Origin of the sequence: Streptomyces sp. NPDC047880 (assembly GCF_040706515.1) — a bacterium.
Taxonomy (GTDB): Bacteria; Actinomycetota; Actinomycetes; order Streptomycetales; family Streptomycetaceae; genus Streptomyces.
Genome location: NZ_JBEZOK010000023.1, coordinates 114,670 through 140,488 on the forward strand (window position 1 = coordinate 114,670; position 25,819 = coordinate 140,488).

The 25,819-nt window shown below is 69.8% G+C and carries 23 protein-coding genes; 15 read left to right on the forward strand and 8 right to left on the reverse strand.

Going from position 1 to position 25,819, the window contains the following annotated elements; all coding sequences use genetic code 11:
• Positions 1–57 precede the first annotated feature (57 nt).
• Positions 58–522 (forward strand): MerR family transcriptional regulator, encoded by a 465-nt coding sequence (locus tag AB0937_RS29100; protein WP_366715660.1) that lies wholly within the window; start codon positions 58–60, stop codon positions 520–522.
• Positions 519–1,535 (forward strand): aldo/keto reductase, encoded by a 1,017-nt coding sequence (locus AB0937_RS29105; protein WP_366715662.1) that lies wholly within the window; start codon positions 519–521, stop codon positions 1,533–1,535. The genes AB0937_RS29100 and AB0937_RS29105 overlap by 4 nt, the downstream gene beginning before the upstream one ends.
• Before the next feature lie 103 nt (positions 1,536–1,638).
• On the opposite strand, the gene AB0937_RS29110 is transcribed toward AB0937_RS29105, so the two are convergent.
• The 3 genes from AB0937_RS29110 to AB0937_RS29120 all read right to left on the reverse strand — a co-directional run bounded on the left by AB0937_RS29110 (position 1,639) and on the right by AB0937_RS29120 (position 4,478).
• Positions 1,639–2,487: a DUF4429 domain-containing protein gene (locus AB0937_RS29110; RefSeq protein WP_366715664.1), complete on the reverse strand. Its 849-nt coding sequence runs from the start codon at positions 2,485–2,487 to the stop codon at positions 1,639–1,641.
• A gap of 76 nt (positions 2,488–2,563) precedes the next feature.
• Positions 2,564–3,772 carry an alpha/beta hydrolase gene (locus AB0937_RS29115; RefSeq protein WP_366715666.1) on the reverse strand — a complete coding sequence of 403 codons (1,209 nt, stop codon included), beginning with the start codon at positions 3,770–3,772 and terminating at the stop codon, positions 2,564–2,566.
• Positions 3,773–3,845: 73 nt separating this feature from the next.
• Complete coding sequence (locus AB0937_RS29120; RefSeq protein WP_366715667.1) at positions 3,846–4,478, reverse strand: TetR family transcriptional regulator; 633 nt, start codon at positions 4,476–4,478, stop codon at positions 3,846–3,848.
• Between the two features lie 115 nt (positions 4,479–4,593).
• On the opposite strand from AB0937_RS29120, the gene AB0937_RS29125 reads away from it, so the two are divergent.
• Both AB0937_RS29125 and AB0937_RS29130 read left to right on the forward strand, forming a co-directional pair.
• Positions 4,594–6,213, forward strand: a complete 1,620-nt coding sequence (locus tag AB0937_RS29125; RefSeq protein ID WP_366715668.1) for an MFS transporter — start codon at positions 4,594–4,596, stop codon at positions 6,211–6,213.
• Positions 6,214–6,448: 235 nt separating this feature from the next.
• On the forward strand, positions 6,449–6,757 hold the full coding sequence (locus AB0937_RS29130; protein WP_366715670.1) for a small hydrophobic protein: 309 nt from the start codon (positions 6,449–6,451) through the stop codon (positions 6,755–6,757).
• Between the two features lie 51 nt (positions 6,758–6,808).
• Here the strand turns inward: AB0937_RS29130 and AB0937_RS29135 are convergent, their stop codons facing one another.
• Together AB0937_RS29135 and aceE are read right to left on the reverse strand one after the other, a co-directional pair.
• On the reverse strand, positions 6,809–7,546 hold the full coding sequence (locus AB0937_RS29135) for an ion channel (RefSeq protein WP_366715672.1): 738 nt from the start codon (positions 7,544–7,546) through the stop codon (positions 6,809–6,811).
• Positions 7,547–7,629: 83 nt separating this feature from the next.
• Positions 7,630–10,377, reverse strand: a complete 2,748-nt coding sequence (aceE, locus tag AB0937_RS29140) for a pyruvate dehydrogenase (acetyl-transferring), homodimeric type (RefSeq protein WP_366715674.1) — start codon at positions 10,375–10,377, stop codon at positions 7,630–7,632.
• Positions 10,378–10,795: 418 nt separating this feature from the next.
• On the opposite strand from aceE, the gene AB0937_RS29145 reads away from it, so the two are divergent.
• The 6 genes from AB0937_RS29145 (at position 10,796) to AB0937_RS29170 (ending at position 15,371) form a co-directional block, all read left to right on the forward strand.
• Entirely contained in the window at positions 10,796–11,233 is a 438-nt protein-coding gene (locus tag AB0937_RS29145) for a DUF3052 domain-containing protein (RefSeq protein ID WP_031104104.1), read from the forward strand.
• Positions 11,234–11,342: 109 nt separating this feature from the next.
• Positions 11,343–11,801: a peroxiredoxin gene (locus AB0937_RS29150; RefSeq protein WP_234845262.1), complete on the forward strand. Its 459-nt coding sequence runs from the start codon at positions 11,343–11,345 to the stop codon at positions 11,799–11,801.
• Between the two features lie 147 nt (positions 11,802–11,948).
• Entirely contained in the window at positions 11,949–12,524 is a 576-nt protein-coding gene (locus AB0937_RS29155; protein ID WP_234845263.1) for a TerD family protein, read from the forward strand.
• A gap of 136 nt (positions 12,525–12,660) precedes the next feature.
• The gene (locus AB0937_RS29160) at positions 12,661–13,236 is read left to right on the forward strand and encodes a TerD family protein (RefSeq protein WP_366715677.1); all 576 of its coding nucleotides are present in this window, start codon (positions 12,661–12,663) and stop codon (positions 13,234–13,236) included.
• 125 nt (positions 13,237–13,361) lie between these two features.
• On the forward strand, positions 13,362–14,507 hold the full coding sequence (locus tag AB0937_RS29165) for a DUF475 domain-containing protein (protein ID WP_366715678.1): 1,146 nt from the start codon (positions 13,362–13,364) through the stop codon (positions 14,505–14,507).
• A gap of 129 nt (positions 14,508–14,636) precedes the next feature.
• Positions 14,637–15,371, forward strand: coding sequence for a Tellurium resistance (locus AB0937_RS29170; RefSeq protein WP_366715679.1), 735 nt, complete (start codon positions 14,637–14,639; stop codon positions 15,369–15,371).
• Between the two features lie 36 nt (positions 15,372–15,407).
• Here the strand turns inward: AB0937_RS29170 and AB0937_RS29175 are convergent, their stop codons facing one another.
• Positions 15,408–16,313: a TerD family protein gene (locus AB0937_RS29175; RefSeq protein WP_366715681.1), complete on the reverse strand. Its 906-nt coding sequence runs from the start codon at positions 16,311–16,313 to the stop codon at positions 15,408–15,410.
• A gap of 227 nt (positions 16,314–16,540) precedes the next feature.
• Here AB0937_RS29175 and AB0937_RS29180 point away from each other — a divergent pair, with 227 nt between their 5' ends.
• Genes AB0937_RS29180 through AB0937_RS29190 form a run of 3 tightly spaced genes read left to right on the forward strand, consistent with a single transcriptional unit; the run spans position 16,541 to position 21,076 of the window.
• Positions 16,541–17,707: an HpcH/HpaI aldolase/citrate lyase family protein gene (locus AB0937_RS29180; protein WP_366715683.1), complete on the forward strand. Its 1,167-nt coding sequence runs from the start codon at positions 16,541–16,543 to the stop codon at positions 17,705–17,707.
• A gap of 31 nt (positions 17,708–17,738) precedes the next feature.
• Positions 17,739–20,267 carry a phosphoribosyltransferase gene (locus tag AB0937_RS29185; protein WP_366715684.1) on the forward strand — a complete coding sequence of 843 codons (2,529 nt, stop codon included), beginning with the start codon at positions 17,739–17,741 and terminating at the stop codon, positions 20,265–20,267.
• On the forward strand, positions 20,267–21,076 hold the full coding sequence (locus tag AB0937_RS29190; RefSeq protein ID WP_366715686.1) for an HAD family hydrolase: 810 nt from the start codon (positions 20,267–20,269) through the stop codon (positions 21,074–21,076). Before AB0937_RS29185 ends, AB0937_RS29190 begins: the two co-directional genes overlap by 1 nt.
• Here AB0937_RS29190 and AB0937_RS29195 read toward each other — a convergent pair.
• Together AB0937_RS29195 and AB0937_RS29200 are read right to left on the reverse strand one after the other, a co-directional pair.
• Positions 20,997–21,779, reverse strand: a complete 783-nt coding sequence (locus tag AB0937_RS29195; RefSeq protein ID WP_366715688.1) for a DedA family protein — start codon at positions 21,777–21,779, stop codon at positions 20,997–20,999. The genes AB0937_RS29190 and AB0937_RS29195 overlap by 80 nt on opposite strands.
• A gap of 57 nt (positions 21,780–21,836) precedes the next feature.
• The gene (locus AB0937_RS29200; RefSeq protein ID WP_366715689.1) at positions 21,837–22,046 is read right to left on the reverse strand and encodes a zinc ribbon domain-containing protein; all 210 of its coding nucleotides are present in this window, start codon (positions 22,044–22,046) and stop codon (positions 21,837–21,839) included.
• A gap of 250 nt (positions 22,047–22,296) precedes the next feature.
• Here AB0937_RS29200 and AB0937_RS29205 point away from each other — a divergent pair, with 250 nt between their 5' ends.
• Together AB0937_RS29205 and AB0937_RS29210 are read left to right on the forward strand one after the other, a co-directional pair.
• Positions 22,297–24,453, forward strand: coding sequence for a transglycosylase domain-containing protein (locus tag AB0937_RS29205; RefSeq protein WP_366715710.1), 2,157 nt, complete (start codon positions 22,297–22,299; stop codon positions 24,451–24,453).
• Positions 24,454–24,505: 52 nt separating this feature from the next.
• Entirely contained in the window at positions 24,506–25,786 is a 1,281-nt protein-coding gene (locus AB0937_RS29210) for a hypothetical protein (protein ID WP_366715691.1), read from the forward strand.
• Positions 25,787–25,819: the final 33 nt, after the last annotated feature.

Sequence of the window (25,819 nt, forward strand, 5' to 3'; positions counted from 1 at the left end):
GATTTCTTACCGTCGTCGCTTGCTTGGAGTGCACTCCAAGGTTCTAGCGTGGGGGCCATGACGGTGATGGAGACCACGGCGACCGGGACCGGCACCTGTGCCGGCCCGCCGCAGCAGAACCGGCGCCCGGACGGCCAGGACCGCTACACGATCAGCGAGGTCGTCGCCCTGACCGGCCTGACGGCTCACACCCTGCGCTGGTACGAGCGCATCGGCCTGATGCCGCACATCGACCGCTCTCACACCGGTCAGCGCCGCTACACCAACCGCGACCTCGACTGGCTCGACCTGGTCGGCAAACTCCGCCTGACGGGCATGCCGGTCGCGGACATGGTCAGGTACGCGGAACTGGTGCGCGAGGGCGACCACACCTATGTCGAGCGCTTCGAGCTGCTGAAGACGACCCGCGAGGACGTCCTGGCCCGGATCGACGAACTCCGCGGCACGCTCGCCGTGCTCGACCGGAAGATCAGTTTCTACGCGGACGCCGGGCGTGCCCTGGCGTCGGAGAGGTCCCGATGACGGACGGCAGGATCACGACGGCGAAGCTCGGCGACCACGGTCCCGAGGTGAGCGTCCAGGGCCTGGGCTGCATGGGCATGAGTTTCGGCTACGGCCCCGCGGACGCGGACGCGTCCCGGGCCACCCTGGAGCGGGCGCTCGAACTGGGCGTCACCCTCTACGACACGGCCGACGCGTACGGCGCCGGTGAGAACGAGCGGTTCCTGTCGCCGTTCTTCAAGGCCCACCGCGACGAGGTCGTCATCGCCACCAAGTTCGCCCTGTCGATCCCCCCGGACGACCCCACGCGCCGGATCGTCCGCAACGACCCGCCCTACATCCGCCAGGCCGTCGAGGCGAGTCTGAAGCGTCTGGACGTCGACGCCATCGACCTCTACTACATGCACCGGCGCGATGTGAACGTGCCGATCGAGGAGAGCGTCGGCACCATGGCCGACCTGGTCCGCGAGGGCAAGGTCAAGCACCTCGGCCTGAGCGAGGTCACGGCCGGGGAACTGCGGGCCGCCCACGCCGTCCACCCCATCGCCGCCGTGCAGTCGGAGTGGTCGCTGTTCAGCCGGGACATCGAGGCGCACGTCGTCCCCGCGGCCCGTGAGCTGGGTGTGGCCCTCGTCGCGTACTCGCCGCTCGGCCGGGGCTTCCTCACCGGCTCCTTCACCGATGCCGACCAGGATCTGACCGCCGGTGACTTCCGCCGCCAGCAGCCCCGCTTCACGGGCGGCAACGCCACGGCGAACGCGACGCTGCTGGAGCTGATCCGTTCGGTGGCCAAGGCCCATGACGCGACCCTCGGTCAGATCGCCCTGGCCTGGGCCCAGCAGCAGGCGACGGTCCACGGCCTCCCCGTCATCCCGATCCCCGGCACCCGCAAGCCCACCAGGGTGGAGGAGAACACGGCGGCGACCGGGATCGTCCTGACGGACGAGGAACTGGACCTCCTGGACGGCATAGCGGCCCAGGTCGCAGGCACCCGCTACGCGGACATGGCGTTCACCTCGGCAGGCAGGGAGTAGCGGTTTCAGGGGCGCGGGACTGTGCCGATGTGCGGCTCCGCCGCGTGGGCGCGATCCGCCACGCACGCACCCGCGCCCGCCCACCGCGAGATCCCGGCAGACGCTACAGCTCCGCCAGCAACTCCGCCTTTTTGACCGAAAACTCCTCATCCGTCACCAAACCGGCCTGATGCAACTCACCCAGGTGACGAATCCGCTCGGCGATGTCCGCGGGATCCCGGCGCGGACCGCCGGCCGGCACCGCCGGGACCGGACTGGACGTCCGCACCGCCGCCAGCACCGCCGCCGCGAACGGCAGCGACTCGTGCACGGGGCCGTACCCCAGCCCGAACACCACCGCGGCGGGATCCTGATCGGCCTGGGCCGCCGCCACCCCCGCATCTCGGCGCAAAAGCCGCAAATGCCCCTCGAAGACCTCCGGCGACCGCCACTCCACCCCGTTCAGCTCTCCGACGGAGAAGCTCTGGTCGCCCGCCTTCCACTTCGCCGACGACGCCCCCGTCCAGAACCACCGGAAGTTCACGGTGCGTCCGTCGAACGTCGCCTTCCCGTCGTACGCCTTGAACGACAGCGGTCCCTCGGGCGGCTTCACGAGGAACCGGTCCACCGGACCGGACTCCGTCAGCAGCGTCCGCAGTTCGTCGGCGTAGTACTCCCCGAGGACCTCGCGCTCGGCGGGCAGCACCAGCCGGTAGGGATCGCCGCTCTCCTTCAGCTGTCCGGCGGCCGCCTCCATCAACGGGTCCGCTCCGGGGCGCGGCTCGAGGCGCAGCACGACCGTGCCGCGTTTCCCGCGGGTCAAGGTGACCCCTGCTATCGCCTCCAGGGGCACGCGGCGCTCCCCGAGGGCCTGGAAGAGCTTGGGTGTTCGAATCCCCCGTTCGTAACGGATGAGCACGGAGTCGGACTCGAACTCCCATACGGCATGCAATCCGGCCAGTACGTCACCCATGCGGCTCATCGTATGCGGCACGCGCTCCTCCGTCCCCCTCCCGAGCAGACCGCAATTTCTTCGGCCTCTACGCGCGTCAGGCCGCCGCCGTGCCGGACAAACCGGTACGGCAGACGCCGTCTTCGTGCGCGCAGTGCACCGAGCGGTATGCGCCGACGCCGATCTCTGCGAAATTGAACAGACTTGCCGTTCCGGGCTCGAAGTAGCCCGCGTGACCCTTGGCGCCGGTCGCCGACAGCACCCGTGCCCCGAATCCGGCGGACACCGGATCCGCTCCGTGGCCCAGTCCGCCGACCTCCAGGTAGGGCACGTCCTGGATCCAGTCGTCGGAGTCCCGCATCGCCCACACCCGGGCGCCCGTTTGCAGCTGGGCCGCCTTCTCGACCCGCATGCCGGGGCTGCCCGCGACCGCGATGTCGGACACCCGGCCCGGTAGCGCGTGTGCGGCGACCCCGCACACCACGGAACCGTAGCTGTGGCAGAACAGCGAGACCGGCGAGCCGCCCGGCAGCGCACGCACCAGCGAGTTGAGCCGTAGGGCGCCCTCCTCGGCACGCATCGCCGTGGCCGAGTCGATGCCGAGTCCGCTGGGCGCCGTGTAGTCGGCCCAGGCGATGACGGCCGTGCGGGTCGAGGGGCTCGCCTGCCGCTCGGCCGCGTACAGGGACTTGGCCATGCCGACGGGCGCGGAGTACTTGCGCTGGGTGCGCTGGAAGGTGAGCAGGTCGGTGTCGACGCCGGGGACGACGATCGAGACCCGCTCCGCCCTGCGCAGGTTGCCGAAGACCTCCGCCACCCGGCCCGAGCCCTCCGGGTCGAAGGCCAGGATGTGCCGGCCCGGCTCCATGAGGTCCTCGAAGCGGTGCATCCTGCGGCCCGCCTCGTGCTGCCCGGCCGGGGTGAGGCGCTCGTCGTGCATGCGCTCCCGCTCGACCTCGCGCGCCTTCGCGAGGGCGAGACGGTTGGCGCGGTAGCGCAGCTCGACCGGCGCGCCGTTCATGTTGCCCACCGCGAGCGAGTACTTGCGGACCAGGGCCGAACGGTCCTGCTCGGTGAGCGAGGAGAAGAAGCGGGCCAGCTTCGTCGGCTCGGACTGCGGGTCCGGCAGCCGGTGCCCGCCGATCCGGCCGTGCTCCCAGGCGGAGAGCGAGGCTTGGAGCGGCGCGGCGCCCCGCTGGTTGCGCAGGGCCGTCCAGCCGGTGGTCGCCAGCATCACGAACACGACGGCCAGAGCGAGCAGTGCGCGCCAGACGTTCAGTTGCGGGGAGGTGTCGAAGGAAGTCACTGAAAGGACACACTAGGAGAACGAGAGGGTCTCGCGTTAACCGAGTGACCGGGATCACGTTTCGGTGGATCTGTTAAGGGGACCGCTCCGCACGCCAGTTCCCGGCCAGTGCGGGGCCCACCTGATCCAGGTATGCGGTGGTGAGTTCGCGCATTCCGTCGAGGGTGACGTCGTCCCCCGCGGACCACAAGCGTTCGGTGACGCGAATCACCCCGCCGAAGAGGGCGACGACGATCCTCGGCCGGGGGTCCAGGTCCACGTCGAGCCCCTCACGCTCGGCGATGATGCACGCGAGCTGCTCCTCCAGCTCCGCCGAGCGCCGCAGATGGGCGGCGAGCAGTGCGGGCGTCGACTCGATCACCCGGTAGACGCGCATGTGGAGCTCGATCGGCACGAGCTCCACCACGGCCTCGTTGATCGCGTCCCAGCTCTCCAGTACGGCCCGGCGCAGCGCCTCCAGCGGCGCCTCGTCCGGCGGGCGGGTGCGCAGGGCCTCGACGACGAGCGTCTCGGCGAGGCGCGGCACGAAGAACGCCGTCTCCTCCTTGCCGGCGAAGTAGCGGAAGAAGGTGCGCTGCGAGACGTCCACGGCGGCGGCGATGTCGTCGACGGTCGTCTCCTCGTACCCGCGCGTGGCGAAGAGCTCCAGCGCGGCCCGCAGCAGTGCGTCCCGGGTGCGCCGCTTCTTGCGTTCGCGCAGGTTCAAGACGTGCCTCTCGTCCTCGGTGTTCTCCCAGTTCAGGCTATACGGAGATGTCGTGTCAGTTGCCGACTAGTGAATTGGTTTGTCAACTGTCAGTGGCTGTCACTAGCCTCCCGGTATGACTAGTCAGACCACCATCGACACGACGGGGCCGGGGGGCAAGGCACCGGCAGGTCCGTCGGACGCGACGCCGGGCAAGGGGCTGCGAGGGCACCCCTGGCTCACCCTCATCACCGTCGCTGTGGGGGTCATGATGGTGGCCCTCGACGGCACCATCGTGGCCATCGCCAACCCGGCGATAGGCAAGGACCTGGGCGCCTCCTGGTCGGATCTCCAGTGGATCACCAACGCCTACTTCCTCGCCCTCGCCGTCTCCCTCATCACCGCCGGCAAGCTCGGTGACCGTTTCGGTCACCGGCAGACCTTCCTCATCGGTGTGGCGGGCTTCGCCGCCTCCTCGTGCGCCATCGGGCTGTCCCAGGGCATCACGGCGGTCATCGTCTTCCGTGTCTTCCAGGGCCTGTTCGGCGCGCTGCTGATGCCGGCCGCGCTCGGCCTGCTGCGGGCCACGTTCCCGGCCGAGAAGCTGAACATGGCCATCGGCATCTGGGGCATGGTCATCGGCGCGTCCACCGCGGGCGGCCCGATCCTCGGCGGTGTGCTCGTGGAGCACGTCAACTGGCAGTCGGTGTTCTTCATCAACGTGCCGGTCGGTGTCCTCGCCGTCGTCCTCGGCGTGCTGATCCTGCTCGACCACCGCGCCGAGAACGCCCCGCGCTCCTTCGACCTCCTGGGCATCGCCCTGCTGTCCGCCGCGATGTTCTGCCTCGTCTGGGCATTGATCAAGGCACCCGAGTGGGGCTGGGGCGACCTGAAGACCTGGGCGTTCATCATCGCTTCGCTCGTCGGCTTCGGGCTCTTCGCCGTCTGGGAGACGAAGGTGAAGGAGCCGCTGATCCCGCTGGCGCTGTTCCGCTCCGTGCCGCTGTCGGCGGGAGTCGTCCTCATGGTCCTGATGGCCATCGCCTTCATGGGCGGCCTGTTCTTCGTGACGTTCTACCTCCAGAACGTGCACGGGATGAGCCCGATCGACGCCGGTCTGCACCTGCTGCCGCTCACCGGCATGATGATCGTCGGCTCCCCGCTCGCCGGTGTGATGATCACCAAGATCGGCCCGCGTATCCCGCTGGCGGGCGGGATGGCGTGCACCGCGATCGCCATGTACGGCATGTCCACGCTGGACGCGCACACGGGCAGTGGCGTCATGTCCGTCTGGTTCGCCCTGCTCGGCCTCGGCCTCGCACCGGTCATGGTCGGCGCCACCGAAGTCATCGTCGGCAACGCCCCGATGGAGCTCTCGGGCGTCGCGGGCGGTCTCCAGCAGGCCGCCATGCAGATCGGCGGCAGTCTCGGTACGGCCGTGCTGGGCGCGGTCATGGCCTCCAAGGTCGACAGCGAGTTCGCCGGCAACTGGGCTGACGCCGGGCTGCCGCTGCTCACCCCGGCCCAGTCCGAACAGGCCACGCTGGCCGTCCAGCAGGGCGCCGCCCCGGTCCCCCCGGGCACGCCCGAGCAGATCGCCGCGAAGATCACGGAGGTCGCGCACACCACGTTCATCGACGGCATGAGCCTGGCCTCCCTGACCGCCGCGGGCGTTGCGGCCGTGGCCGTGTTCGTCGCGTTCCTCACCAAGCGCGGCGAGAACGCCGAAGCCGGTGCGGGCGCGGCGCACATCTGACGCTCTCCGGCGGCTCGTTCGCTCATCAGGGTGAACGAAACCGTCGAACCCTCCCCTCCGGCCCGCGCCGCAGGTCACAGTGGGTCAAGTCCTCCGCAGGGCATGGAGGACGGACGCTGCGGCGCGCTGCCGGAGGGGGGTGGCGCGCAGGCAGCGGCATTGAAGCGCGGCCACGGGGTACTCGCCATGTCATACCCGAACCGAACCCCAACCGATCGAGGGTTTACGGGAGTTGATGATGGCGAGCTTCGGACACGGTACGCGCAGGCACCCCCGCTCACGTGGCCGGACGTGGTCACGGGCCGGGACGGATCGCGCGACGCTCGGACTCATCGGAGTCATCTGCGCCGTAGCAGGCTTCTTCGTGCTGGGGATCGTCCTCGGTCCCGCCGCGATGGTCTGCGGCTGGCTCGCCATGGGCCGCACCTGGTCGGGGTCCCGCCCCGCCGCGGCCGTGATCGCCCTGGTCCTGGGCGCCATCGACACGCTCCTGGCCGTCATCTGGCTGTCCGGAGCGGCCACACCGGGCGTGGGCATGTTCTGACCCGGGTGAAGCATGTGGGAAGAGCCCCCGGCCGTTCGCCCGGGGGCCCTCTCATGGCTCCACCGAGGTCCCCTTCAGCGCCGCCAACTCGCTCCGCAGCGCCCGGACCTCCTCCGTCAGCTCCTTGATCGCCTCGGTCTGCCGCCGCTCCTCGATGTCGTCCTTCTCGAACCGGGCGATGAACCAGGCGGCGATGTTCGCCGTCACCACACCCAGCAGCGCGATCCCGGACAGCATCAGCCCGACCGCCAGCATCCGCCCCAGCCCGGTGGTCGGCGCGTGGTCGCCGTACCCCACGGTCGTCATCGTGGTGAACGACCACCACACCGCGTCACCCAGCGTCCTGATGTTCCCGTCCGGCGAGTCCCGCTCCACCGACAGCACGGCCAGCGACCCGAACATCAGCAACCCGGTCACGGCACCCACGACATAGGTCGTCAGCCGAATCTGGGAAGCCATCCGCGCCCGCTGCCCGACGAGCAGCAGTGTCGACACCAGCCGCAGCAGCCGCATCGGCTGGATCATCGGCAGCAGCACCGCCCCCAGATCGAGCCAGTGCGTCCGTATGAACGCCCGCCGGTTCGGTGCGAGCACCAGCCGTACGCCGTAGTCGAGGGCGAACGCGCCCCACACCACCCATTCGACCGCCGTGCACAGCTCGACCACGTCCCGGGCGGCGTCCGGCCGGACGATCGGCACGGCGTAGGCGAGGGCGAAGGCCAGGGCCAGGCCGAAGAGGGGGCGCTGGGTGTGCTGTTCCCAACGGAGTTGGGCCGACTGCTGTTGCATGGCCGCATCGTAGAAAAGGTGAAGGGGTGGTGTGCTCACGGTGTGCCCGTGATGCGCACCACCCCTTGACAGGGTTTGACGTGTTATGCGTCGCCGCCCGCGGCCCCCGGGTCGGCCGCCGACACGTCGAGCAGCTGGTAGCGGTCGATGGCCTGCTTGAGCACGGAGCGGTCGACCTTGCCCTCACGGGCCAGTTCGGTCAGCACGCCGACCACGATCGACTGTGCGTCGATGTGGAAGAACCGCCGGGCCGCGCCCCGGGTGTCGGCGAAGCCGAAGCCGTCCGCGCCGAGCGACTGATACGTCTGCGGCACCCAGCGCGCGATCTGGTCCGGAACCGCCCGCATCCAGTCGGACACGGCCACGACCGGCCCCTGCGCGTCCGCGAGCTTGCGTGTCACGTAAGGCACCCGCTGCTCCTCCTCGGGGTGCAGCAGGTTGTGCTCCTCGCAGGCCACGGCCTCGCGCCGCAGTTCGTTCCACGAGGTCGCCGACCAGACGTCCGCCTTGACGTTCCAGTCCTCGGCCAGCAGCCGCTGCGCCTCGACGGCCCAGGGGACCGCGACGCCGGACGCCAGGATCTGCGCCGGGATCGAGCCGGCCGTGCCCTCGCTGAACCGGTGGAGGCCCTTGAGGATGCCGTCGACGTCGACGTTCTCAGGCTCGGCGGGGTGCTGGATCGGCTCGTTGTAGACGGTCAGGTAGTAGAAGACGTCCTCGCCGTGCGGGTGCTCCTCGGAGCCGCCGTACATCCGGCGCAGGCCGTCCTTCACGATGTGGGCGATCTCGAAGCCGAACGCCGGGTCGTAGGCGACGCAGCCCGGGTTCGTCGAGGCCAGCAGCTGCGAATGGCCGTCGGCGTGCTGGAGACCCTCGCCGGTCAGCGTCGTACGACCGGCGGTCGCGCCCAGGACGAAACCGCGCGCCAGCTGGTCGGACATCTGCCAGAACTGGTCGCCGGTGCGCTGGAAGCCGAACATCGAGTAGAAGACGTAGACCGGGATCAGCGGCTCGCCGTGCGTGGCGTAGGCCGAGCCGGCCGCGATCAGCGACGCTGTGCAGCCCGCCTCCGAGATGCCGTCGTGCAGCATCTGGCCGTTCGGCGCCTCCTTGTAGGCGAGCAGCAGGTCGCGGTCGACCGACTCGTACTGCTGGCCGAGCGGGTTGTAGATCTTCGCGCTCGGGAAGAACGAGTCCATCCCGAACGTGCGGTACTCGTCCGGCGCGATCAGCACGAAACGCTTGCCGATCTCCTTGTCCCGCATGAGGTCCTTCAGGAGCCGCACGAAGGCCATCGTCGTCGCGATGGACTGGTGTCCCGAGCCCTTCTTCACGGTCGCGTACGTCTTGTCCTCGGGCAGCGCCAGCGGCTTGGAGCGGACCACGCGCGTGGGCACGTAACCGCCGAGACCCCTTCGGCGGTCGTGCATGTACTGGATCTCCTCCGAGTCCCGGCCCGGGTGGTAGTACGGCGGTACGCCGGACTCCAGCTCCTTGTCCGGGATCGGCAGGTGCAGACGGTCGCGGAAACGCTTGAGGTCGTCGACCGTCAGCTTCTTCATCTGGTGCGTGGCGTTGCGGCCCTCGAAGTTCGGGCCCAGCGTCCAGCCCTTGATCGTCTTGGCGAGGATCACCGTCGGCTGGCCCTTGTGCTCCACGGCCGCCTTGTAGGCCGCGAAGATCTTCCGGTGGTCGTGACCGCCGCGGCCCAGGTGCAGGATCTGGTCGTCGGTCATGCCCTCGACCATCGCGCGCAGCCGGTGGTCGTCACCGAAGAAGTGGTCCCGGATGTACGCGCCGGTCTCCGTGGCGTACGTCTGGAACTGCCCGTCCGGCGTGGTGTTCATCCGGTTGACCAGCACACCGTCGCGGTCCTGGGCGAGCAGCGGGTCCCAGCTGCGGTCCCAGACCAGCTTGATCACGTTCCAGCCGGCACCGCGGAAGATCGACTCCAGCTCCTGGATGATCTTCCCGTTGCCGCGCACCGGGCCGTCGAGGCGCTGCAGGTTGCAGTTGACGACGAACGTGAGGTTGTCCAGGCCCTCGCGGGCGGCGATGGACAGCTGGCCCAGCGACTCCGGCTCGTCCATCTCGCCGTCGCCGAGGAACGCCCAGACGTGCGACTTGGAGGTGTCGGCGATCCCGCGCGCCTCCATGTAGCGGTTCATCCGCGCCTGGTAGATCGCGCCGATCGGGCCGAGGCCCATCGACACCGTCGGGAACTCCCAGAAGTCCGGCATCGACCGCGGGTGCGGGTACGACGACAGTGCGTGGGGCGCCTTGGACTTCTCCTGGCGGAAGCCGTCCAGGTGCTGCTCGCTGAGCCGGTCCAGCAGGAAGGCGCGGGCATAGATGCCGGGGGAGGCGTGGCCCTGGAAGAAGACCTGGTCGCCGCCGAGGCCGTCGTCCTTGCCGCGGAAGAAGTGGTTGAAGCCGACGTCGTAGAGGGACGCGGAGGACGCGAACGTGGCGATGTGGCCGCCGACGCCGATGCCCGGGCGCTGGGCCCGGGAGACCATCACCGCGGCGTTCCAGCGGGTGGCGTTGAGGACCTTGCGCTCGATGTCCTCGTTGCCAGGGAAGAACGGCTCGCTCTTGGTCGGGATGGTGTTCACGTAGTCCGTGCTGCGCATCTCGGGCACGGCCACGCGCTTCTCGCGGGCCCGCTCGATCAGTCGCAGCATCAGGTAGCGGGCCCGCTCCCGGCCGCGTTCGTCGACGGCGGCGTCGAGGGAGTCGAGCCATTCCTGGGTCTCTTCGGGATCGAAGTCAGGAACCTGACTCGGAAGGCCGCCAATGATGATCGGGTTGCGATCGGATGCGGAAGCCACGCTGTTCCTTACCTGTCAGAGGGCCTGCGAGGGCCGCTGTTTCGCTGTCGTCGCCGGGGCGTCGTCGCTGGGGGGCGCGCCGCTGTCCATGGTCCACCTCAGGGCCGGGAAACGTCATCTCTACCGACCGGTAACCCAGACGTGAGATCGACTCCGTGACGTATGGGGCGAATACCTTCGAGTCTCGTACCCACAGACGATTCCCAAACGCCCAAACAGGGCAGAAAGGTGTGGTGTGCATCACCTGGGGCCATGATGGTGTGCCTGGAGTTGCGGTGACACGGCCAGGATCGTCACCGTTTCGGCGGTCTGAACGGCCGGGTACTTGCGCGATCCGCCCCGCCCGTGTGGACTACGGCCAATGCTTCGCGCACGCGCGTGGCTGAGTTATTCCCAAGACATGATCAGGAGGCAACCCGTGAGCGCGACCGCGGACCACGCGGAGGAGCGGACGAACCCTGCCGCCAGGCTGGGGTTCCAGCCCGGGCAGGTGGTCCAGGAGATCGGCTACGACGACGACGTGGACCAGGAGCTCCGCAAGGCCATCGAGGGCATCATCGAGGCCGACCTGGTTGACGAGGACTACGACGACGTGGCCGATGCCGTTGTGCTGTGGTTCCGTGACGACGACGGCGACCTGACGGACTCGCTGGTCGATGCCACCACGTACATCGAAGAGGGCGGCGCGATCCTGCTCCTGACGCCGAAGACCGGCCGTTCGGGGTACGTGGAGCCGAGCGACATCTCGGAAGCCGCCACCACGGCGGGTCTGACGGCGTCCAAGAGCGTCAGCGTCGGCAAGGACTGGAGCGGCAGCCGGCTGGCGACGCCCAAGGCCGCCAAGTCCAAGCGTTAGCCGTACGGCGGTGCGGCGGGCCGGCGCTGTCGGCCCGCCCACCGGCCTGTACCGGTGCCTGCGTAGGGTGGTCCCACCCGAAAAGCCCCACGAAGGGACACCCACAGCGATGGCGATCCAGGTCGGCGAGAAGGCCCCCGACTTCGAGCTCAAGGACAACCACGGCGCGCCCGTGCGGCTGTCCGACTTCCGGGGCCGGAAGAACGTCGTGCTGCTCTTCTACCCCTTCGCCTTCACCGGCGTGTGCACCGGCGAGCTGTGCGAGCTGCGCGACAACCTGCCGCAGTTCTCCGACCGCGACACCCAGCTGCTCGCCGTCTCCAACGACTCCATCCACACCCTGCGCGTCTTCGCCGAGCAGGAGAACCTGGAGTACCCGCTGCTGTCGGACTTCTGGCCGCACGGCAACGTCTCACGCGCCTACGGCGTCTTCGACGAGGACAAGGGCTGCGCGGTGCGCGGCACCTTCGTCATCGACAAGGAGGGCGTCGTGCGGTGGACCGTCGTCAACGGCCTGCCGGACGCGCGCGACCTGAACGACTACGTGAAGGCGCTCGACTCCCTGTGACGCCGGTCGGGCGGCATGCGCCCGACACCTGTTCAATTCCGGGCTTCAGGGCCTGGGTGCGGCGGGAACCCGTCACTAGGATCGACTCGTTGATCCGACATCCGAGCACAATGGGGCATCCCGCCCCTGGACACCAATGGAGGACTCGTGGGAGTCAGCCTCAGCAAGGGCGGCAACGTATCGCTGACCAAGGAGGCGCCGGGCCTGACCGCGGTCATCATCGGTCTGGGGTGGGACGTCCGCACCACGACCGGCACGGACTTCGACCTGGACGCCAGCGCGCTGCTGCTGAACAACTCCGGCAAGGTCGGCAACGACCAGCACTTCATCTTCTTCAACAACCTCAAGAGCCCGGACGGCTCCGTCGAGCACACCGGTGACAACCTCACCGGTGAGGGCGAGGGCGACGACGAGCAGATCAAGGTCGACCTCGCCGGTGTCCCGGCGGACATCGAGAAGATCGTCTTCCCGGTCTCGATCTACGACGCCGAGACCCGCCAGCAGTCCTTCGGCCAGGTGCGCAACGCGTTCATCCGCGTCGTGAACCAGGCGGGCGGCGCGGAGATCGCCCGGTACGACCTGAGCGAGGACGCCTCCACCGAGACCGCCATGGTCTTCGGCGAGCTCTACCGGCACGGCGCGGAGTGGAAGTTCCGCGCCATCGGCCAGGGCTACGCCTCGGGTCTGCGCGGCATCGCGCAGGACTTCGGTGTGAACGTCTGAACCACCCGACGGGCCCCGACGCCGGGGCCCGTCCGGCCTCTCGTCCGGCGCCGCACGGTTTACGTGCGGCGCCGGACGTGCAGGACCACCTCAGTAACACCATCGGGCCTGTGGCCCCAAGGGGAGGGACAGCAAGATGGGCGTCACGCTCGCCAAGGGGGGCAATGTCTCCCTGTCCAAGGCCGCACCCAACCTCACCCAGGTGATGGTCGGGCTCGGCTGGGACGCGCGTTCCACCACCGGAGCGCCCTTCGACCTCGACGCCAGCGCGCTGATGTGCAGCAGCGGGCGCGTGCTCGGGGACGAGTGGTTCGTCTTCTACAACCAGCTCAAGAGCCCGGACGGCTCGGTCGAGCACACCGGTGACAACCTCACCGGCGAGGGCGACGGCGACGACGAGTCGCTCCTGATCGACCTCTCCAAGGTGCCGCCGCACTGCGACAAGATCGTGTTCCCCGTCTCCATCCACATGGCCGACGAGCGGGGCCAGACCTTCGGCCAGGTCAGCAACGCCTTCATCCGTGTGGTCAACCAGGCCGACGGCCAAGAGCTCGCCCGCTACGACCTGAGCGAGGACGCCTCCACCGAGACCGCGATGATCTTCGGGGAGCTCTATCGCTACCAGGGCGAGTGGAAGTTCAGGGCCGTCGGGCAGGGGTACGCGTCGGGCCTGCGCGGCATCGCGCTGGACTTCGGGGTCAACGTCTCATAACGCGTTATGAGCAAAATCCGGGCCCCATGGGGGTACGGAGGGGGTCCGACTAGACTTCGGCTTCAAAAGTTCGTAAAGCCGGGTACGGCGCGGGGGAGCCCCGTACACACACGATTGGGTAGCCAGTGGTTCTGAAAACCTTCGGGTGGTCGTTCGCGGTCACCGCGCTCGGCCTGGTCGCGGCGGTCCTGTTCGGCGGGTGGACCGCGCTCGGCGTCGTCGCGATCCTCTCCGTCCTCGAGATCTCGCTGTCCTTCGACAACGCGGTGGTCAACGCCGGGATCCTGAAGAAGATGAATGCCTTCTGGCAGAAGATCTTCCTCACCGTCGGCATCCTGATCGCCGTCTTCGGCATGCGGCTGGTCTTCCCCGTCGTGATCGTCGCCATCAGCGCCCAGCTGGGCCCGATCGAGGCTGTCGAACTCGCCCTCAACGACAAGGACCGCTACCAGCAGCTGGTGACCGACGCGCACCCGTCGATCGCCGCCTTCGGTGGCATGTTCCTGCTGATGATCTTCCTGGACTTCATCTTCGAGGACCGGGACATCAAGTGGCTCGGCTGGCTGGAGCGTCCGCTGGCCAAGCTCGGCAAGGTCGACATGCTGTCGGTCTGCATCGCGCTGATCGTCCTGCTGATCTCTTCGATGACCGTCGCCACCCATGCCCACCAGCACGGCGGCACCCATGTCGACAAGGCGGAGACCGTCCTGCTCGCCGGCATCGCCGGTCTGATCACGTACATGATCGTCGGTGGTCTCTCCGGCTACTTCGAGGACAAGCTCGAAGAGGAGGAGGAGCGCGAGCACGAGGCCGAGGAAGAGGCCGAGCGCACCGGCAAGCCCCGCTCGGCGGTCCAGCTGGCCGGCAAGGCCGCCTTCTTCATGTTCCTCTACCTCGAGGTGCTGGACGCGTCCTTCTCCTTCGACGGCGTGATCGGCGCCTTCGCCATCACCAACGACATCGTCCTGATGGCCCTCGGCCTCGGCATCGGCGCCATGTACGTCCGGTCGCTGACGGTCTACCTGGTCCGCCAGGGCACCCTCGACGACTACGTCTACCTGGAGCACGGCGCGCACTACGCCATCGGCGCCCTGGCCGTCCTCCTGCTGGTCACCATCCAGTACCAGATCAACGAGATCATCACCGGCCTCATCGGCGTCTTCCTGATCGCCGCCTCCTTCTGGTCCTCCGTCCGCCGCAACAAGGCGCTGGCGGCGGCCGAGGGAAAGGCCGGCTCGGACGAGAAGACTGAGGTCTCGTCCGGGGTGTGACACCCCTGCGGGTGAGGAACGCTCTGTGCGGGGCGGCCACCGAGGACTCCTCGGCGGCCGCCCCGCCGGTCTTCATGGGCCGTGGGTACGGCGGTGACCTGCGGTCTCCGAGTGAAACGTGGGGGCGGAATGGGCCTGTTCGACGGACTCCGGCGCGGCGATGTGCAGTTCGACTCGGGCGATGCGGCGACCAACGCGATCGAGCTGACCAAGCGGCGCGCACAGGTGTCACTGACCAAGCAGGGCGCGGCCACCGGCCATCTGCGCGTCAACCTCAGCTGGCGGATGCGCACGTCCGACATCGGCGGCTCCCAGCGCGAGAGCCTGCTGCGCCACCCTTTCCGGGCCCTCAAGCCCCCCGAGGTCGTCGGCCACAGCCAGAGCATGGTCAACGTCGACCTCGACCTCGGCTGCCTCTACGAACTCCAGGACGGCACCAAGGGCGTCGTCCAGCCCCTCGGCGGCTACTACGGCGAGGTCAACGCCCCGCCGTACGTCAAGCTCAGCGGCGACGACCGGTTCGGCTCCGGCTCCGGCGAGACGATGTACATCAACCTGGACCACCGCGACAACATCAAGCGGCTCCTGGTCTTCGTCTACATCTACGACCAGACACCGGCCTTCGACCGCACGCACGCCAGCGTCACGCTCTACCCGAGCAGCGGCCCGCGGATCGAGATCCACCTCGACGAACGCCAGCCGCAGGCCCGCTCCTGCGCCGTCGTCATGATCGAGAAGGTGAAGAACGAGATCGTCGTCCGCCGCGAGGCCAAGTTCGTCTACGGCTTCCAGGCGGAGCTGGACCGGCTGTACGGGTGGGGACTGCAGTGGGGGCGGGGCTACAAGACGAAGGTCGACCGCTGACCACCCGGCCCCGGCGGAAGCCGGGGCCGGGTCGGGCTAGCGTCCGATGAACTGCGGGCCCTGCGGAGGCAGCCGGAAGTCCGGGTCGGGGGCCGCGGTGACCGGCGGCGGGTAGCCGTAGCCGGTCTGCGCCCCCGCCGCGCCCGCCGTGGCCGGCGCCGGGGGGTACCCGTACGCGGGCCGGCTCGTGGGCTGCGGGTAGCCGTAGGCCGGCTGGGTCGCCGGCGGCTGCTGCGGATACCCGTAGCCGGGCTGCGTGGGTACCGCGTTCGGCTGCTCCGGGGGCAGCGGCGGGGAGACCTCGGGGGTCTGCTGGGCCGGGCCGCCGGTCGTCGGCTGTGCGGGCGTGTTCGTGGTGGGAGGCGCGGGCACCGTCGTGGTCGCTTCCTCCGCCGCCTCCGACTCGTCCACCGAGATGCCGAAGTCGGTCGCGAGGCCCTTCAGCCCGTTCGAGTAGCCCTCGCCCAGCGCCCGGAACTTCCAGCCCTCGCCGCGCCGGTACAGCTCGCCGCAGATCAGCGCGGTCTCCTCGCCCGTCTCCGGCTTGACGTCGAAGTACGCCAGCGCCTCGGAGCCGGTGCCCGCCGCGTCGTACAGCAGGATGCGCAGTGCCTGTACGCGGTCGAACGTCATGCCGTCCGCCGATGCGACCAGCAGAATCCGGCTGACCTCGGATTCGACACCGGTCAGTTCCGTCTGGATCGTGTCGGTCAGGCCCTCGGCGACGCGCTTCTTGCCGAGCCGCCACACCTTTCCGGCCGGGTGCCGGGGCTGGTTGTAGAAGACGAAGTCCTCGTCGGAGCGCACACGACCGTCGGGGCCGAGAAGCAGCGCGGAGGCGTCGACGTCCGGAACCCCCTGCCCGGGTGTCCAGCGCAGCACGGCGCGCACCGTGGTGGCTTCCAGCGGGACGTTCGACCCCTTCAGCATCGCGTGCGTCATGCGGTCATCCTGCCTTCTCGGTCCTGCTCACGACAACGCGGGGGCCGCTGTCACGAGCGGCGCCGACGGCCGGGGCGGGCTACCGTCGTCATGGCCGGGCCTGCCTGTGATTGCCCGCGTTATCTGAAATTCATGCCTGATGGGAACCTCCGACATGGACTTCTACGTACTATTACCGGCCACCTTTCGTCGATTCGCAGGTCGCACAACCACCACGGGGGAGTTCCATGCGTCATTTCGGGCATATTGCCCCCGAGGTGCGGAAGCGTCTCTTCTTCCGCGAGCCCTGCGCGTTCACCCCGGACTCCCCGGCCCGCCTGCTCGCGGCCGCCCTGGGCGCCACGCTGTACAGCCCGGCCACCCGGCCGCGCCTCGCCGACGACGTCCTCAAGCAGGCCGGGCGCGGCGTGGTCTCGATGGTGCTGTGCCTGGAGGACTCGATCGACGACGCGGACGTCGGCCCCGGCGAGGAGAACCTCGTCCGCCAGCTCGCGGCCCTCGGCGACCTCCCCGACGCCGACCTGCCGCTGCTGTTCATCCGGGTCCGCGCCCCCGAGCAGATACCCGACCTGGTACGACGGCTCGGCCCCGCCGTCCGGCAGCTGTCCGGATTCGTCCTGCCCAAGTTCACCGAGCAACGCGGCATCCCCTTCCTCGAAGCCCTCGCGACCGCCGAGGCCGAAAGCGGCCGTCGTCTTTTCGCCATGCCCGTGCTGGAGTCCCCGGAGCTGCTCTACCGTGAGTCGCGGGTGGAGACCCTGGAGGGCATCTCCCGCGCGGTCGACAAGTACCGCGACCGCGTCCTCGCCCTGCGCCTCGGCGTGACGGACTTCTGCTCCTCCTACGGGCTGCGCAGAGGCCCCGACATGACGGCCTACGACGTGCAGATCGTCGCCTCCGTGATCGCCGACGTGGTGAACATGCTGGGCCGCGCCGACGGCACCGGATTCACCGTGACGGGGCCGGTGTGGGAGTACTTCAGGGTCCAGGAGCGCATGTTCAAGCCGCTGCTGCGGCAGAGCCCCTTCCTGGAGGTGCAGGCCGCGGAACTGCGCGAGAAGCTGATCGAGCACGCCATGGACGGCCTGCTGAGGGAGATCTCCCTGGACCAGGCCAACGGCCTGGTGGGCAAGACCTGCATCCACCCCTCACACGTGCTGCCGGTGCACGCCCTGTCGGTCGTCAGCCACGAGGAGTTCTCGGACGCCCAGGACATCCTGCGCCCCGAGCGCGGAGGCGGGGGTGTGCTGAGATCGGCGTACACGAACAAAATGAACGAGGTGAAGCCCCATCGGGCCTGGGCCGAGCGGACCCTGCTGCGGGCCGAGGTGTTCGGCGTGGCGAACCAGGACATCGGCTTCGTGGAACTGCTGGCCGCCGGCCTGCCAGGCTGACCGTACGGCTTGCGAGGCATGCGAAGGGTTCATGGAGAAGGCGGAGAAGGCAGTGAACGAGGGGGAGCACCACGAGGTGCGCGCCGATGCGGCGACCGGGCCGGCCGACGCGCCCGGCGGCGTCTGGTCCGGCGACTGGGTCGCCGAGCGGCTCGGCGTCGAGCTCACCGGCGACGACGGGCTGACCGGCCTGCTGGGGCTGGCGCTGCGCCGCAACCCCAAGCGGGCCCATCTGCTCGTGTCGAACGTGCTGGGCAAGCACGTGCCGCAGTCACCGTCCGTCGTGTACGGCTACGGGTGGGAGCTCGGGCGCCGGGTGCGTGAGCTGCTGGGGGACGACGAGGCCCGCAGGGCCGTCGTCCTCGGCTACGCGGAGACCGCGACCGGCCTCGGCCACTGTGTCGCCGACGGGCTGGGCGTGGCCCGCTACCTGCACTCCACCCGCCGCCCGGTCGCCGGTCTCGACCCGGCCGGCGGGTTCGAGGAGTCCCACTCCCACGCGACCTCGCACCTGCTCCTGCCCGAGGACCCGGCCCTGCTGGCCGGCGACGGGCCGCTGGTGCTGGTCGACGACGAGTTCTCCACGGGCAACACGGTGCTGAACACCGTCCGTGACCTTCATGGGCGGTATCCGCGGCGGCGGTACGTCGTGGTGGCGCTGGTGGACATGCGCTCACCCGCGGACGCGGGGCGCCTCGCGGAATTCGCCGAGGAGATCGGAGCCCGGGTCGACCTGGTCACGGCGGCTTCGGGGACCGTACGGCTGCCCGAGGGGGTGCTGGAGAGGGGGCAGGAGCTGGTGGCGCGGTACGAGCCGAAGAGCGCGGGCTCCTCAGGGGCGCGGGGAATTGCGCGACCGGCTCCCACCGGCCCGCACTCGGACGGCGACCGCATAGACCTGCACTGGCCTCCCGGCCTCCCCGATGGGGGGCGACACGGGTTCACCCCCGCCCACCGAGAGCTCCTGGAGGACGCCCTCCCCGCGATGGCCCGCCGCCTCGCGGACGCACTGCCCGAGGGGGCCCGCCGCGTGCACGTCCTCGGCTTCGAGGAGCTGATGTACGCGCCGCTGAGGCTGGCCCGGGAGCTGGAGCGCGACACCGGCCTCGAGGTCCGCTACTCCACCACAACCCGCTCACCCGTCCTCGCCGTCGACGACCCCGGCTACGCGATACGCACCCGCCTCGCCTTCCCCGCCCACGACGACCCCGCCGACGGCCCCGGCGAGCGGTACGCCTACAACGTCGCGGGCGCCGGTTTCGACGCCGTGATCGCCGTCGTCGATTCGGCCGCGGACACGCCCGCACTGCACGCGCCCGACGGTCTGCTGGCCCGCCTGGCCGCGCACACGCCGCGCGTCCTCCTCGCCGTCATACCGTCGTACGCCCCCGAAAGGCCCTCCATGCTGCCCGAGCCCCTCCGCGGCCCCGACTTCTCCTCGTACGCGCCCGAGGAGGTCGGCTGGCTGCTCCAGGACCTCTCGGACGTGACCCTGGAGGCGCCGACCGAGGAGCGTGAGGAGGCGATCCAGAGCGGCGGCGCGCACTACGCGGAGTCGCTGCCCGTGGAGTACCAGCCGAGCGAGCGCTACCAGGCGCTGTTCCACGCCGCCCTGGACGACTCGGCGGCCCGGATCGCCCGGGCGGTCGGTGTCGTCACCGAGACGGTCCTCGCGGAGCGGTCCCCCCGTCCCGTCCTGGTCTCCCTGGCCCGCGCCGGCACGCCCGTCGGCATTCTCATGCGCCGTTGGGCGCAGCACCGGCACGGCCTCGACCTGCCGCACTACGCCGTGTCGATCGTCCGCGGCCGGGGCATCGACGCCAATGCCCTGCGCTGGCTCGCCGGGCACCACGACCCCCGGGACGTCGTCTTCGTCGACGGCTGGACCGGCAAGGGCGCCATCACCCGCGAACTCGCCGAGGCCCTGGAGGAGTTCGAGAAGTCCGACGGCATCGGCGGCTTCAGTTCCGAGATCGCGGTGCTGGCCGACCCGGGCTCCTGCGTCCGCACCTACGGCACCCGCGAGGACTTCCTCATCCCCTCCGCCTGCCTCAACTCCACCGTCTCCGGCCTGATCTCGCGGACCGTGCTGCGCGCGGATCTGGTCGGCCCGCACGACTTCCACGGCGCGAAGTTCTACCGCGAACTCGCCGCCACCGACGTCTCGGTGGCCTTCCTGGACGCCGTCTGCGCCCGCTTCCCGGAGGTCGCCGACGCGGCCTGCGCCCAGGCCAAGGAACTGCTCGCGACCGACCGCTCGCCCACCTGGGAGGGCTGGGCCGCCGTCGAGCGCATCAGTGAGGAGTACGGCATCCACGACGTGAACCTCGTCAAGCCCGGTGTCGGCGAGACCACCCGGGTCCTGCTGCGCCGCGTGCCCTGGAAGGTCCTGGCACGTGCCGGGGCGGGCAGCGACCTCGACCACGTGCGCCTGCTGGCCGAGCAGCGCGGAGTGCCCGTCGAGGAGGTCGACCGACTTCCCTACACCTGCGTCGGGTTGATCCACCCCAAGTACACCCGGGGCGCGACCGGCGCCGACGGCAAGGCGGTGACCCTCTGATGCCCGCGCTCGTCGCCAGCGATCTCGACCGCACCCTCATCTACTCCGCCGCGGCCCTGGCGCTGACCATGCCGGACGCGCGGGCGCCCCGGCTGCTGTGCGTCGAGGTGCACGAGAGCAAGCCGCTGTCGTACATGACGGAGACGGCGGCCCGGCTCCTCACCGACCTGGGCGACGCCGCCGTGTTCGTGCCGACGACCACGCGCACGCGCAAGCAGTACCTGCGCATCAACCTGCCGGGCCCCACGCCCACGTACGCGATCTGCGCGAACGGCGGCCACCTCCTGGTGGACGGCGTCTCCGACCCCGACTGGCACGCGCAGGTCACCGCACGGCTGGCCGACCAGTGCGCGCCCCTGGCCGAGGTGCAGGAGCATCTGCTGCGGACCGCCGACCCGGTCTGGGTGCGCAAGCACCGTGTCGCCGACGACCTCTTCGCCTACCTCGTCGTCGAGCGCGAACTGCTGCACGAGGACTGGGTGAAGGAACTCGCGGTGTGGGCGGAGAACCTCGGCTGGACCGTGTCCCTCCAGGGCCGCAAGATCTACGCCGTGCCGAAGCCGCTCACCAAGAGCGCGGCCTTGCACGAGGTCGCCCGCCGCACGGGGGCCGATCTCACCCTCGCCGCGGGCGACTCCCTGCTCGACGCCGATCTGCTGCTCGCCGCGGACCGGGGCTGGCGCCCGGGGCACGGGGAGCTGGCCGACACGGGCTTCACGGCCCCTTCGGTCAGGGCGCTCCCCGAGAGGGGCGTCCTGGCCGGGGAGCGGATTCTCCGGGAGTTCCTCGGGGCAGTGGCGGGTGCCTGAGCACCCGGGTGTCCTGGTCGTCGTACGGGTGCGGCGCCGTCGTGGCTGTTCGCGCAGTTCCCCCAGTCCCTCGAGGGCGTGTTGCCCGGGGGCGTCGTCGCAGCCGTACCGCGATGAACGCCACCACCGCCAGGGCCGCCACCACCAGGACCACCTTGGAGTAGGCGGAGACGATGTCCGACACCGTGTGCCAGCTCGCGCCGAGGAAATAGCCCGCGAGCACGAACACCGTGTTCCAGATCGCGCTGCCCAGTGTGGTCAGGCCCAGAAACACCGGCAGGCGCATGCGTTCGACGCCCGCGGGCACGGAGATCAGGCTGCGGAAGATCGGGATCATCCGGCCGAAGAACACGGCCTTGGCGCCGTGCTTCAGGAACCAGGCCTCGGTCTTCTCGATGTCGGAGACCTTCACCAGCGGCAGCCGGGCCGCGACCGCCACCGTCCGGTCACGGCCGAGCAGCGCGCCGACGCCGTACAGCGCGAGCGCGCCGGTCACCGAGCCGGCCGTCGTCCACAGCAGCACCGCGAGCAGGCTCATCCGGCCGCTGCTCGCTGCGAACCCGGCGAGCGGCAGGATCACCTCGCTGGGCAGCGGCGGGAACAGGTTCTCCAGGGCGATGGCGAGACCGGCACCCGGCGCGCCCAGCGCGTCCATCAGGTCGTTGACCCATTGCGGCCCGGCGTCCGCTGCGATGGCTGTCATGCCGCCACGCTAGGGAACCGAAGCTGAAGGGTTCCTGAGGAAAGGAGGGCGGCCGCGTCAGCCGCAGCAGCCGCCTCCGCAGCAGCCGCCGCCGCCCGAGCGTGGCGCGGGGGCCGGGGCGGAGCCGCCGACCGCGACGGTGGAGAGGAGCTTCACGGTGTCGTCGTGACCCGACGGGCAGGCCGCCGGGTCGGAGGACTCGGCCATGGGGCGGCTCAGTTCGAAGGTGTCGCCGCAGGTCCGGCAGCGGTACTCGTAGCGAGGCATGAGGACAGATTAATCCGCGCCGAGGTAAATGCCGCCTTTCGCAAATCCATCTGACCATTGTTGCCGTACCGGTGTGGAGGACATGTAAAGGCCGCTGATAACTTTCGAACGCGCGAGGAGCCGTGAGGCGGGGGATGACGAGGGCTCGCTGCCGTCGACCACTGCAGCCAAGCCCTTCCGCGCGAGCACCACCGTAAGCGGGGAGGGAGACGCAGCCGTGTCGAAGGCTGGGCGGGAACCGGACGAGACCATGCAGTTGAAGGTCCCCGACTCCGTGCACGTGGACGAGACCATGGCGTTGCGCGTCGTCGGGGCGGCCGCGACCGACAAGGCGGACACGGCGTCCGCCGCGGCGAAGGACGGGAGCGCAACGGGCGGATCGCGCCGCCGGCGCAGGGCCCCCCGGCCCTCCCCCCTGTCCCGTCTCACCGCCACGGCCCCGGGGCTGACTTGGCTGGCCACCCGCCTCGCGGCCGAGGCCCGGCGCCTCCGGCCCCGCTACCCGCATGCAGACCGCACCGGCTGGCGGCGCTGGGCGCCCTCCTGGCGGCAATGGCTCGGTGCCGCCGCGACGCTCACCGGCCTGACCGTCGTCCTCCTGGGCTCCGCCTACGCCGCCACCGACATACCGGACAACCTCAACTCCTACGCCACCCAGCAGGACAACGTCTATTTCTGGTCCGACGGGACGCCCATGGCCCGCACCGGCTGGGTACGGCGGCAGGCGATGCCGCTGAAGGACATACCCGAGGACGTGCGCGGCGCGGTGCTGGCGGCGGAGAACGCGAGCTTCTACAGCGACCCCGGCATATCCTTCAGCGGCCTCACCCGCGCCCTGTGGCGCACCCTCGGCCAGGGGGAGACCCAGGGCGGCTCCACCATCACCCAGCAGTACGTCAAGAATGTCTACCTCAACCAGGACCGCTCGGTCGGCCGCAAGTTCACCGAGGCGATGCTCGCCCTCAAGCTCGACAACGAGATGAGCAAGGACGACATCCTCGAGGGCTACCTCAACACCAGCTGGTTCGGCCGCGGCACCTACGGCATCCAGCGCGCCGCCCAGGCCTACTACGGCAAGGACGTCGGCGAACTCGACGCCTCCGAGGCCGCCTTCCTCGCCTCCCTCCTCAAGGGCGCCTCGCTCTACGACCCGTCCGTGAGCAAGGCCAACCACGACCGGGCGGTGGAGCGCTGGTCCTGGATACTCGACCGCATGGTCGACACCGGCGCGCTGTCCAAGACCGAGCGCGCCCGGTACAAGGAGTTCCCCGAGCCGCTGAAGCGGACGCCCGGCTACGACACCGGCAAGCAGAGCGACTACCTGGTGGAACTGGCCGCCCAGTACGCCAAGAAGTCGGCGCACCTGACGGCCAGGGAGTTCGACCTCGGCGGCTACCAGATCTACACGACCTTCGACCGCAAGCAGGAGGCCGCGCTCACCGACGCCGTGGACAAGGCCCGCAAGCGGGCGCGCAAGGACCACCCGGCCAAGGCGAAGGCCCTGCACTTCGGCGCCTCCTCGGTGGCCGCCGACGGGCGCATCCTCGCCGTCCACGGCGGCCCCGACCACCGTGAGCAGGGCTACAACGAGTCGAACGCGACCACCGTCCCCGCCGGTTCCGCCTTCCAGCCGTTCGTCTACGCCGCCGCCCTGGAGAACGGCGTGCACAAGACCCGCGACGGCACCGCGACCGAGGTCACCCCGCAGACGCTCTACGACGGGGACGACGGCATCGCCGTGCGGACACCCGAGGGCCCCTACTGGGACCGCGGCGGCAAGCAGGTCACCTCCCGCAACGACGGTGGGAAGTCCTACGGGCGGATCAGCCTCAGCCGGGCGCTCGCCCAGTCGGTGAACACGCCCTTCATGCAGCTCGGCATGGACACCGGCCTGGACACGGTGCGGGCGACCGCCCAGCGGGCGGGTCTGCTCCCCTCCAGCTTCGGCCCGCAGGTCCCCGCGATGTCCCTGGGCAGTGCCACGCCCAGCGCGATCCGCATGGCGAGCGGGTACGCCACGTTCGCCGCCGCCGGCAAGCACGTCGAGCCGTACTCGGTGGCCCGGATCACCCGCAACGGCTCCGAGGTGGCGCTGACGAAGCCCGCGTCCCGCCGCGCGGTGAAGGCGTCCGTCGCCGAGGCGGTCCAGTCCGCGCTCCGGGACGCCTTCCGCACCGCCCGCCCGGAGGCGGCCACCACCGCCGTGGTCGCCGGCAAGGCGGGCACCACGCAGGACGACACAGCCGCCTGGTACGTCGGCACGGCCAACTCCGTGTCGACGGCCGTGGTGGCCTACCGCATCGACCTCACCAAGAGCCTCGAACCCCTGCCCCTGGACGGGATCGCGGGCACCCCCGGCGACAGCGTCCCGTACCGCATCTGGTCCGGTGCCCGAGGCATCGGCTGACCCGGCCCGGGCACCTTCCGACCCCCCACCCCCTTCGCAGAATGAGCCGCGCATGAAACAGCAGCCGTCCGGTCGCCGCCGCCGACCCCGCGCACCCCGCCGCGCCACACCCCCGCGGGTGCTGACCCTGGCGGCCCTCCTCGTCGTGGCGTCCCTGGTCGGCGGCTACCTGGTGCTGACCCGCTCGGACTCCACCGCCCCGACCGCCTCCTCCGGTGCCCGCAAGGCCGCCCCCGCGAAGCCGGACCAGGAGCCCCGGTGGGACGGCAGGACGAAGGTCCTCGGGGACGGCTCGACCTCCTACACCGGTCCGCAGAAGGGGCAGTTGAAGCCGGTACCGCTCAAACCGGGCGAGAAGCCTCCCCAGTTCGTGGTCTTCTCCTGGGACGGTGCGCTGCAGGGCGACGACGGGCTCTTCTCGCACTACCGGGAGCTGGCCGATGAGTACGACGCCCACATGACCTTCTTCCTCACCGGCATCTACCTGCTGCCCAAGGCCAAGAAGGAGCTCTACTCCCCGCCCCAGCACGCCAAGGGCTCGGCGGCCATCAGCTTCGCCACCGACGAGCACATACGCACCACGCTGGAGCAGCTCGGCAAGGCGTGGCAGGGCGGGAACGAGATCGGCACCCACTTCAACGGCCACTTCTGCGGCAAGAAGGGCGGCGGCGACTGGAGCGTCAAGGAGTGGAAGAGCGAGATCGACCAGTTCTACGCCTTCACCGAGAAGTGGAAGACCAACACCGGTTTCCGTGACCTCGACCCCCTGCCGTTCGACGTCAGGAAGGAGGTCACGGGCGGCCGCGCGCCCTGCCTGGAGGGCCAGAAGAACCTGCTGACGGCCGCCAAGGACTACAAGTGGCGCTATGACGCCAGCTCCGCGGGCGACTTCCAGATATGGCCCGGCAAGAAGAACGGCATCTGGGACTTCCCGCTGCAGATGCTCCCGTACGAGGGCGGCAAGTACCAGGGCCTCTCGATGGACTTCAACTTCCTCTACAACCAGTCCGAGGGGGAGACCGAGGGCGACCCGGCGAAGTACCCCGAGTGGGAGGAACAGACCGTCGCCTCCTACATGTCCGGCTTCAACCGCGTGTACTACGGCAGCCGGGCCCCGCTGTTCATCGGCAACCACTTCGAGGACTGGAACGGCGGCATCTACATGCGGGCCGTCGACCGGGTCATCAAAGACATGTGCACCAAGAAGGACGTCAAGTGCGTGTCCTTCCGGGAACTGGCCGACTGGCTCGACGCGCAGAAGCCCGGGACCCTGCAACGGCTGCGCGGCCTGGACCCGGCGCAGTCGCCCGACTGGTCGACGGTCGTGAAGTGATCACGCCAAAGTAACGGCCGCAACACCCTTCAC

What these genes read in the sequence shown, in the direction of transcription:
- AB0937_RS29205 (WP_366715710.1), top strand. Translation starts at nt 22,297, where the DNA reads ATGCAGTTGAAGGTCCCCGACTCCGTGCACGTGGACGAGACCATGGCG.
- AB0937_RS29200 (WP_366715689.1), bottom strand. Translation starts at nt 22,046, where the DNA reads ATGCCTCGCTACGAGTACCGCTGCCGGACCTGCGGCGACACCTTCGAA.
- AB0937_RS29125 (WP_366715668.1), top strand. Translation starts at nt 4,594, where the DNA reads ATGACTAGTCAGACCACCATCGACACGACGGGGCCGGGGGGCAAGGCA.
- AB0937_RS29150 (WP_234845262.1), top strand. Translation starts at nt 11,343, where the DNA reads ATGGCGATCCAGGTCGGCGAGAAGGCCCCCGACTTCGAGCTCAAGGAC.
- AB0937_RS29195 (WP_366715688.1), bottom strand. Translation starts at nt 21,779, where the DNA reads ATGACAGCCATCGCAGCGGACGCCGGGCCGCAATGGGTCAACGACCTG.
- AB0937_RS29130 (WP_366715670.1), top strand. Translation starts at nt 6,449, where the DNA reads ATGATGGCGAGCTTCGGACACGGTACGCGCAGGCACCCCCGCTCACGT.
- AB0937_RS29170 (WP_366715679.1), top strand. Translation starts at nt 14,637, where the DNA reads ATGGGCCTGTTCGACGGACTCCGGCGCGGCGATGTGCAGTTCGACTCG.
- AB0937_RS29210 (WP_366715691.1), top strand. Translation starts at nt 24,506, where the DNA reads ATGAAACAGCAGCCGTCCGGTCGCCGCCGCCGACCCCGCGCACCCCGC.
- AB0937_RS29135 (WP_366715672.1), bottom strand. Translation starts at nt 7,546, where the DNA reads ATGCAACAGCAGTCGGCCCAACTCCGTTGGGAACAGCACACCCAGCGC.
- AB0937_RS29105 (WP_366715662.1), top strand. Translation starts at nt 519, where the DNA reads ATGACGGACGGCAGGATCACGACGGCGAAGCTCGGCGACCACGGTCCC.
- AB0937_RS29110 (WP_366715664.1), bottom strand. Translation starts at nt 2,487, where the DNA reads ATGGGTGACGTACTGGCCGGATTGCATGCCGTATGGGAGTTCGAGTCC.
- AB0937_RS29100 (WP_366715660.1), top strand. Translation starts at nt 58, where the DNA reads ATGACGGTGATGGAGACCACGGCGACCGGGACCGGCACCTGTGCCGGC.
- AB0937_RS29180 (WP_366715683.1), top strand. Translation starts at nt 16,541, where the DNA reads ATGCGTCATTTCGGGCATATTGCCCCCGAGGTGCGGAAGCGTCTCTTC.
- AB0937_RS29160 (WP_366715677.1), top strand. Translation starts at nt 12,661, where the DNA reads ATGGGCGTCACGCTCGCCAAGGGGGGCAATGTCTCCCTGTCCAAGGCC.
- AB0937_RS29175 (WP_366715681.1), bottom strand. Translation starts at nt 16,313, where the DNA reads ATGACGCACGCGATGCTGAAGGGGTCGAACGTCCCGCTGGAAGCCACC.
- AB0937_RS29190 (WP_366715686.1), top strand. Translation starts at nt 20,267, where the DNA reads ATGCCCGCGCTCGTCGCCAGCGATCTCGACCGCACCCTCATCTACTCC.
- AB0937_RS29185 (WP_366715684.1), top strand. Translation starts at nt 17,739, where the DNA reads ATGGAGAAGGCGGAGAAGGCAGTGAACGAGGGGGAGCACCACGAGGTG.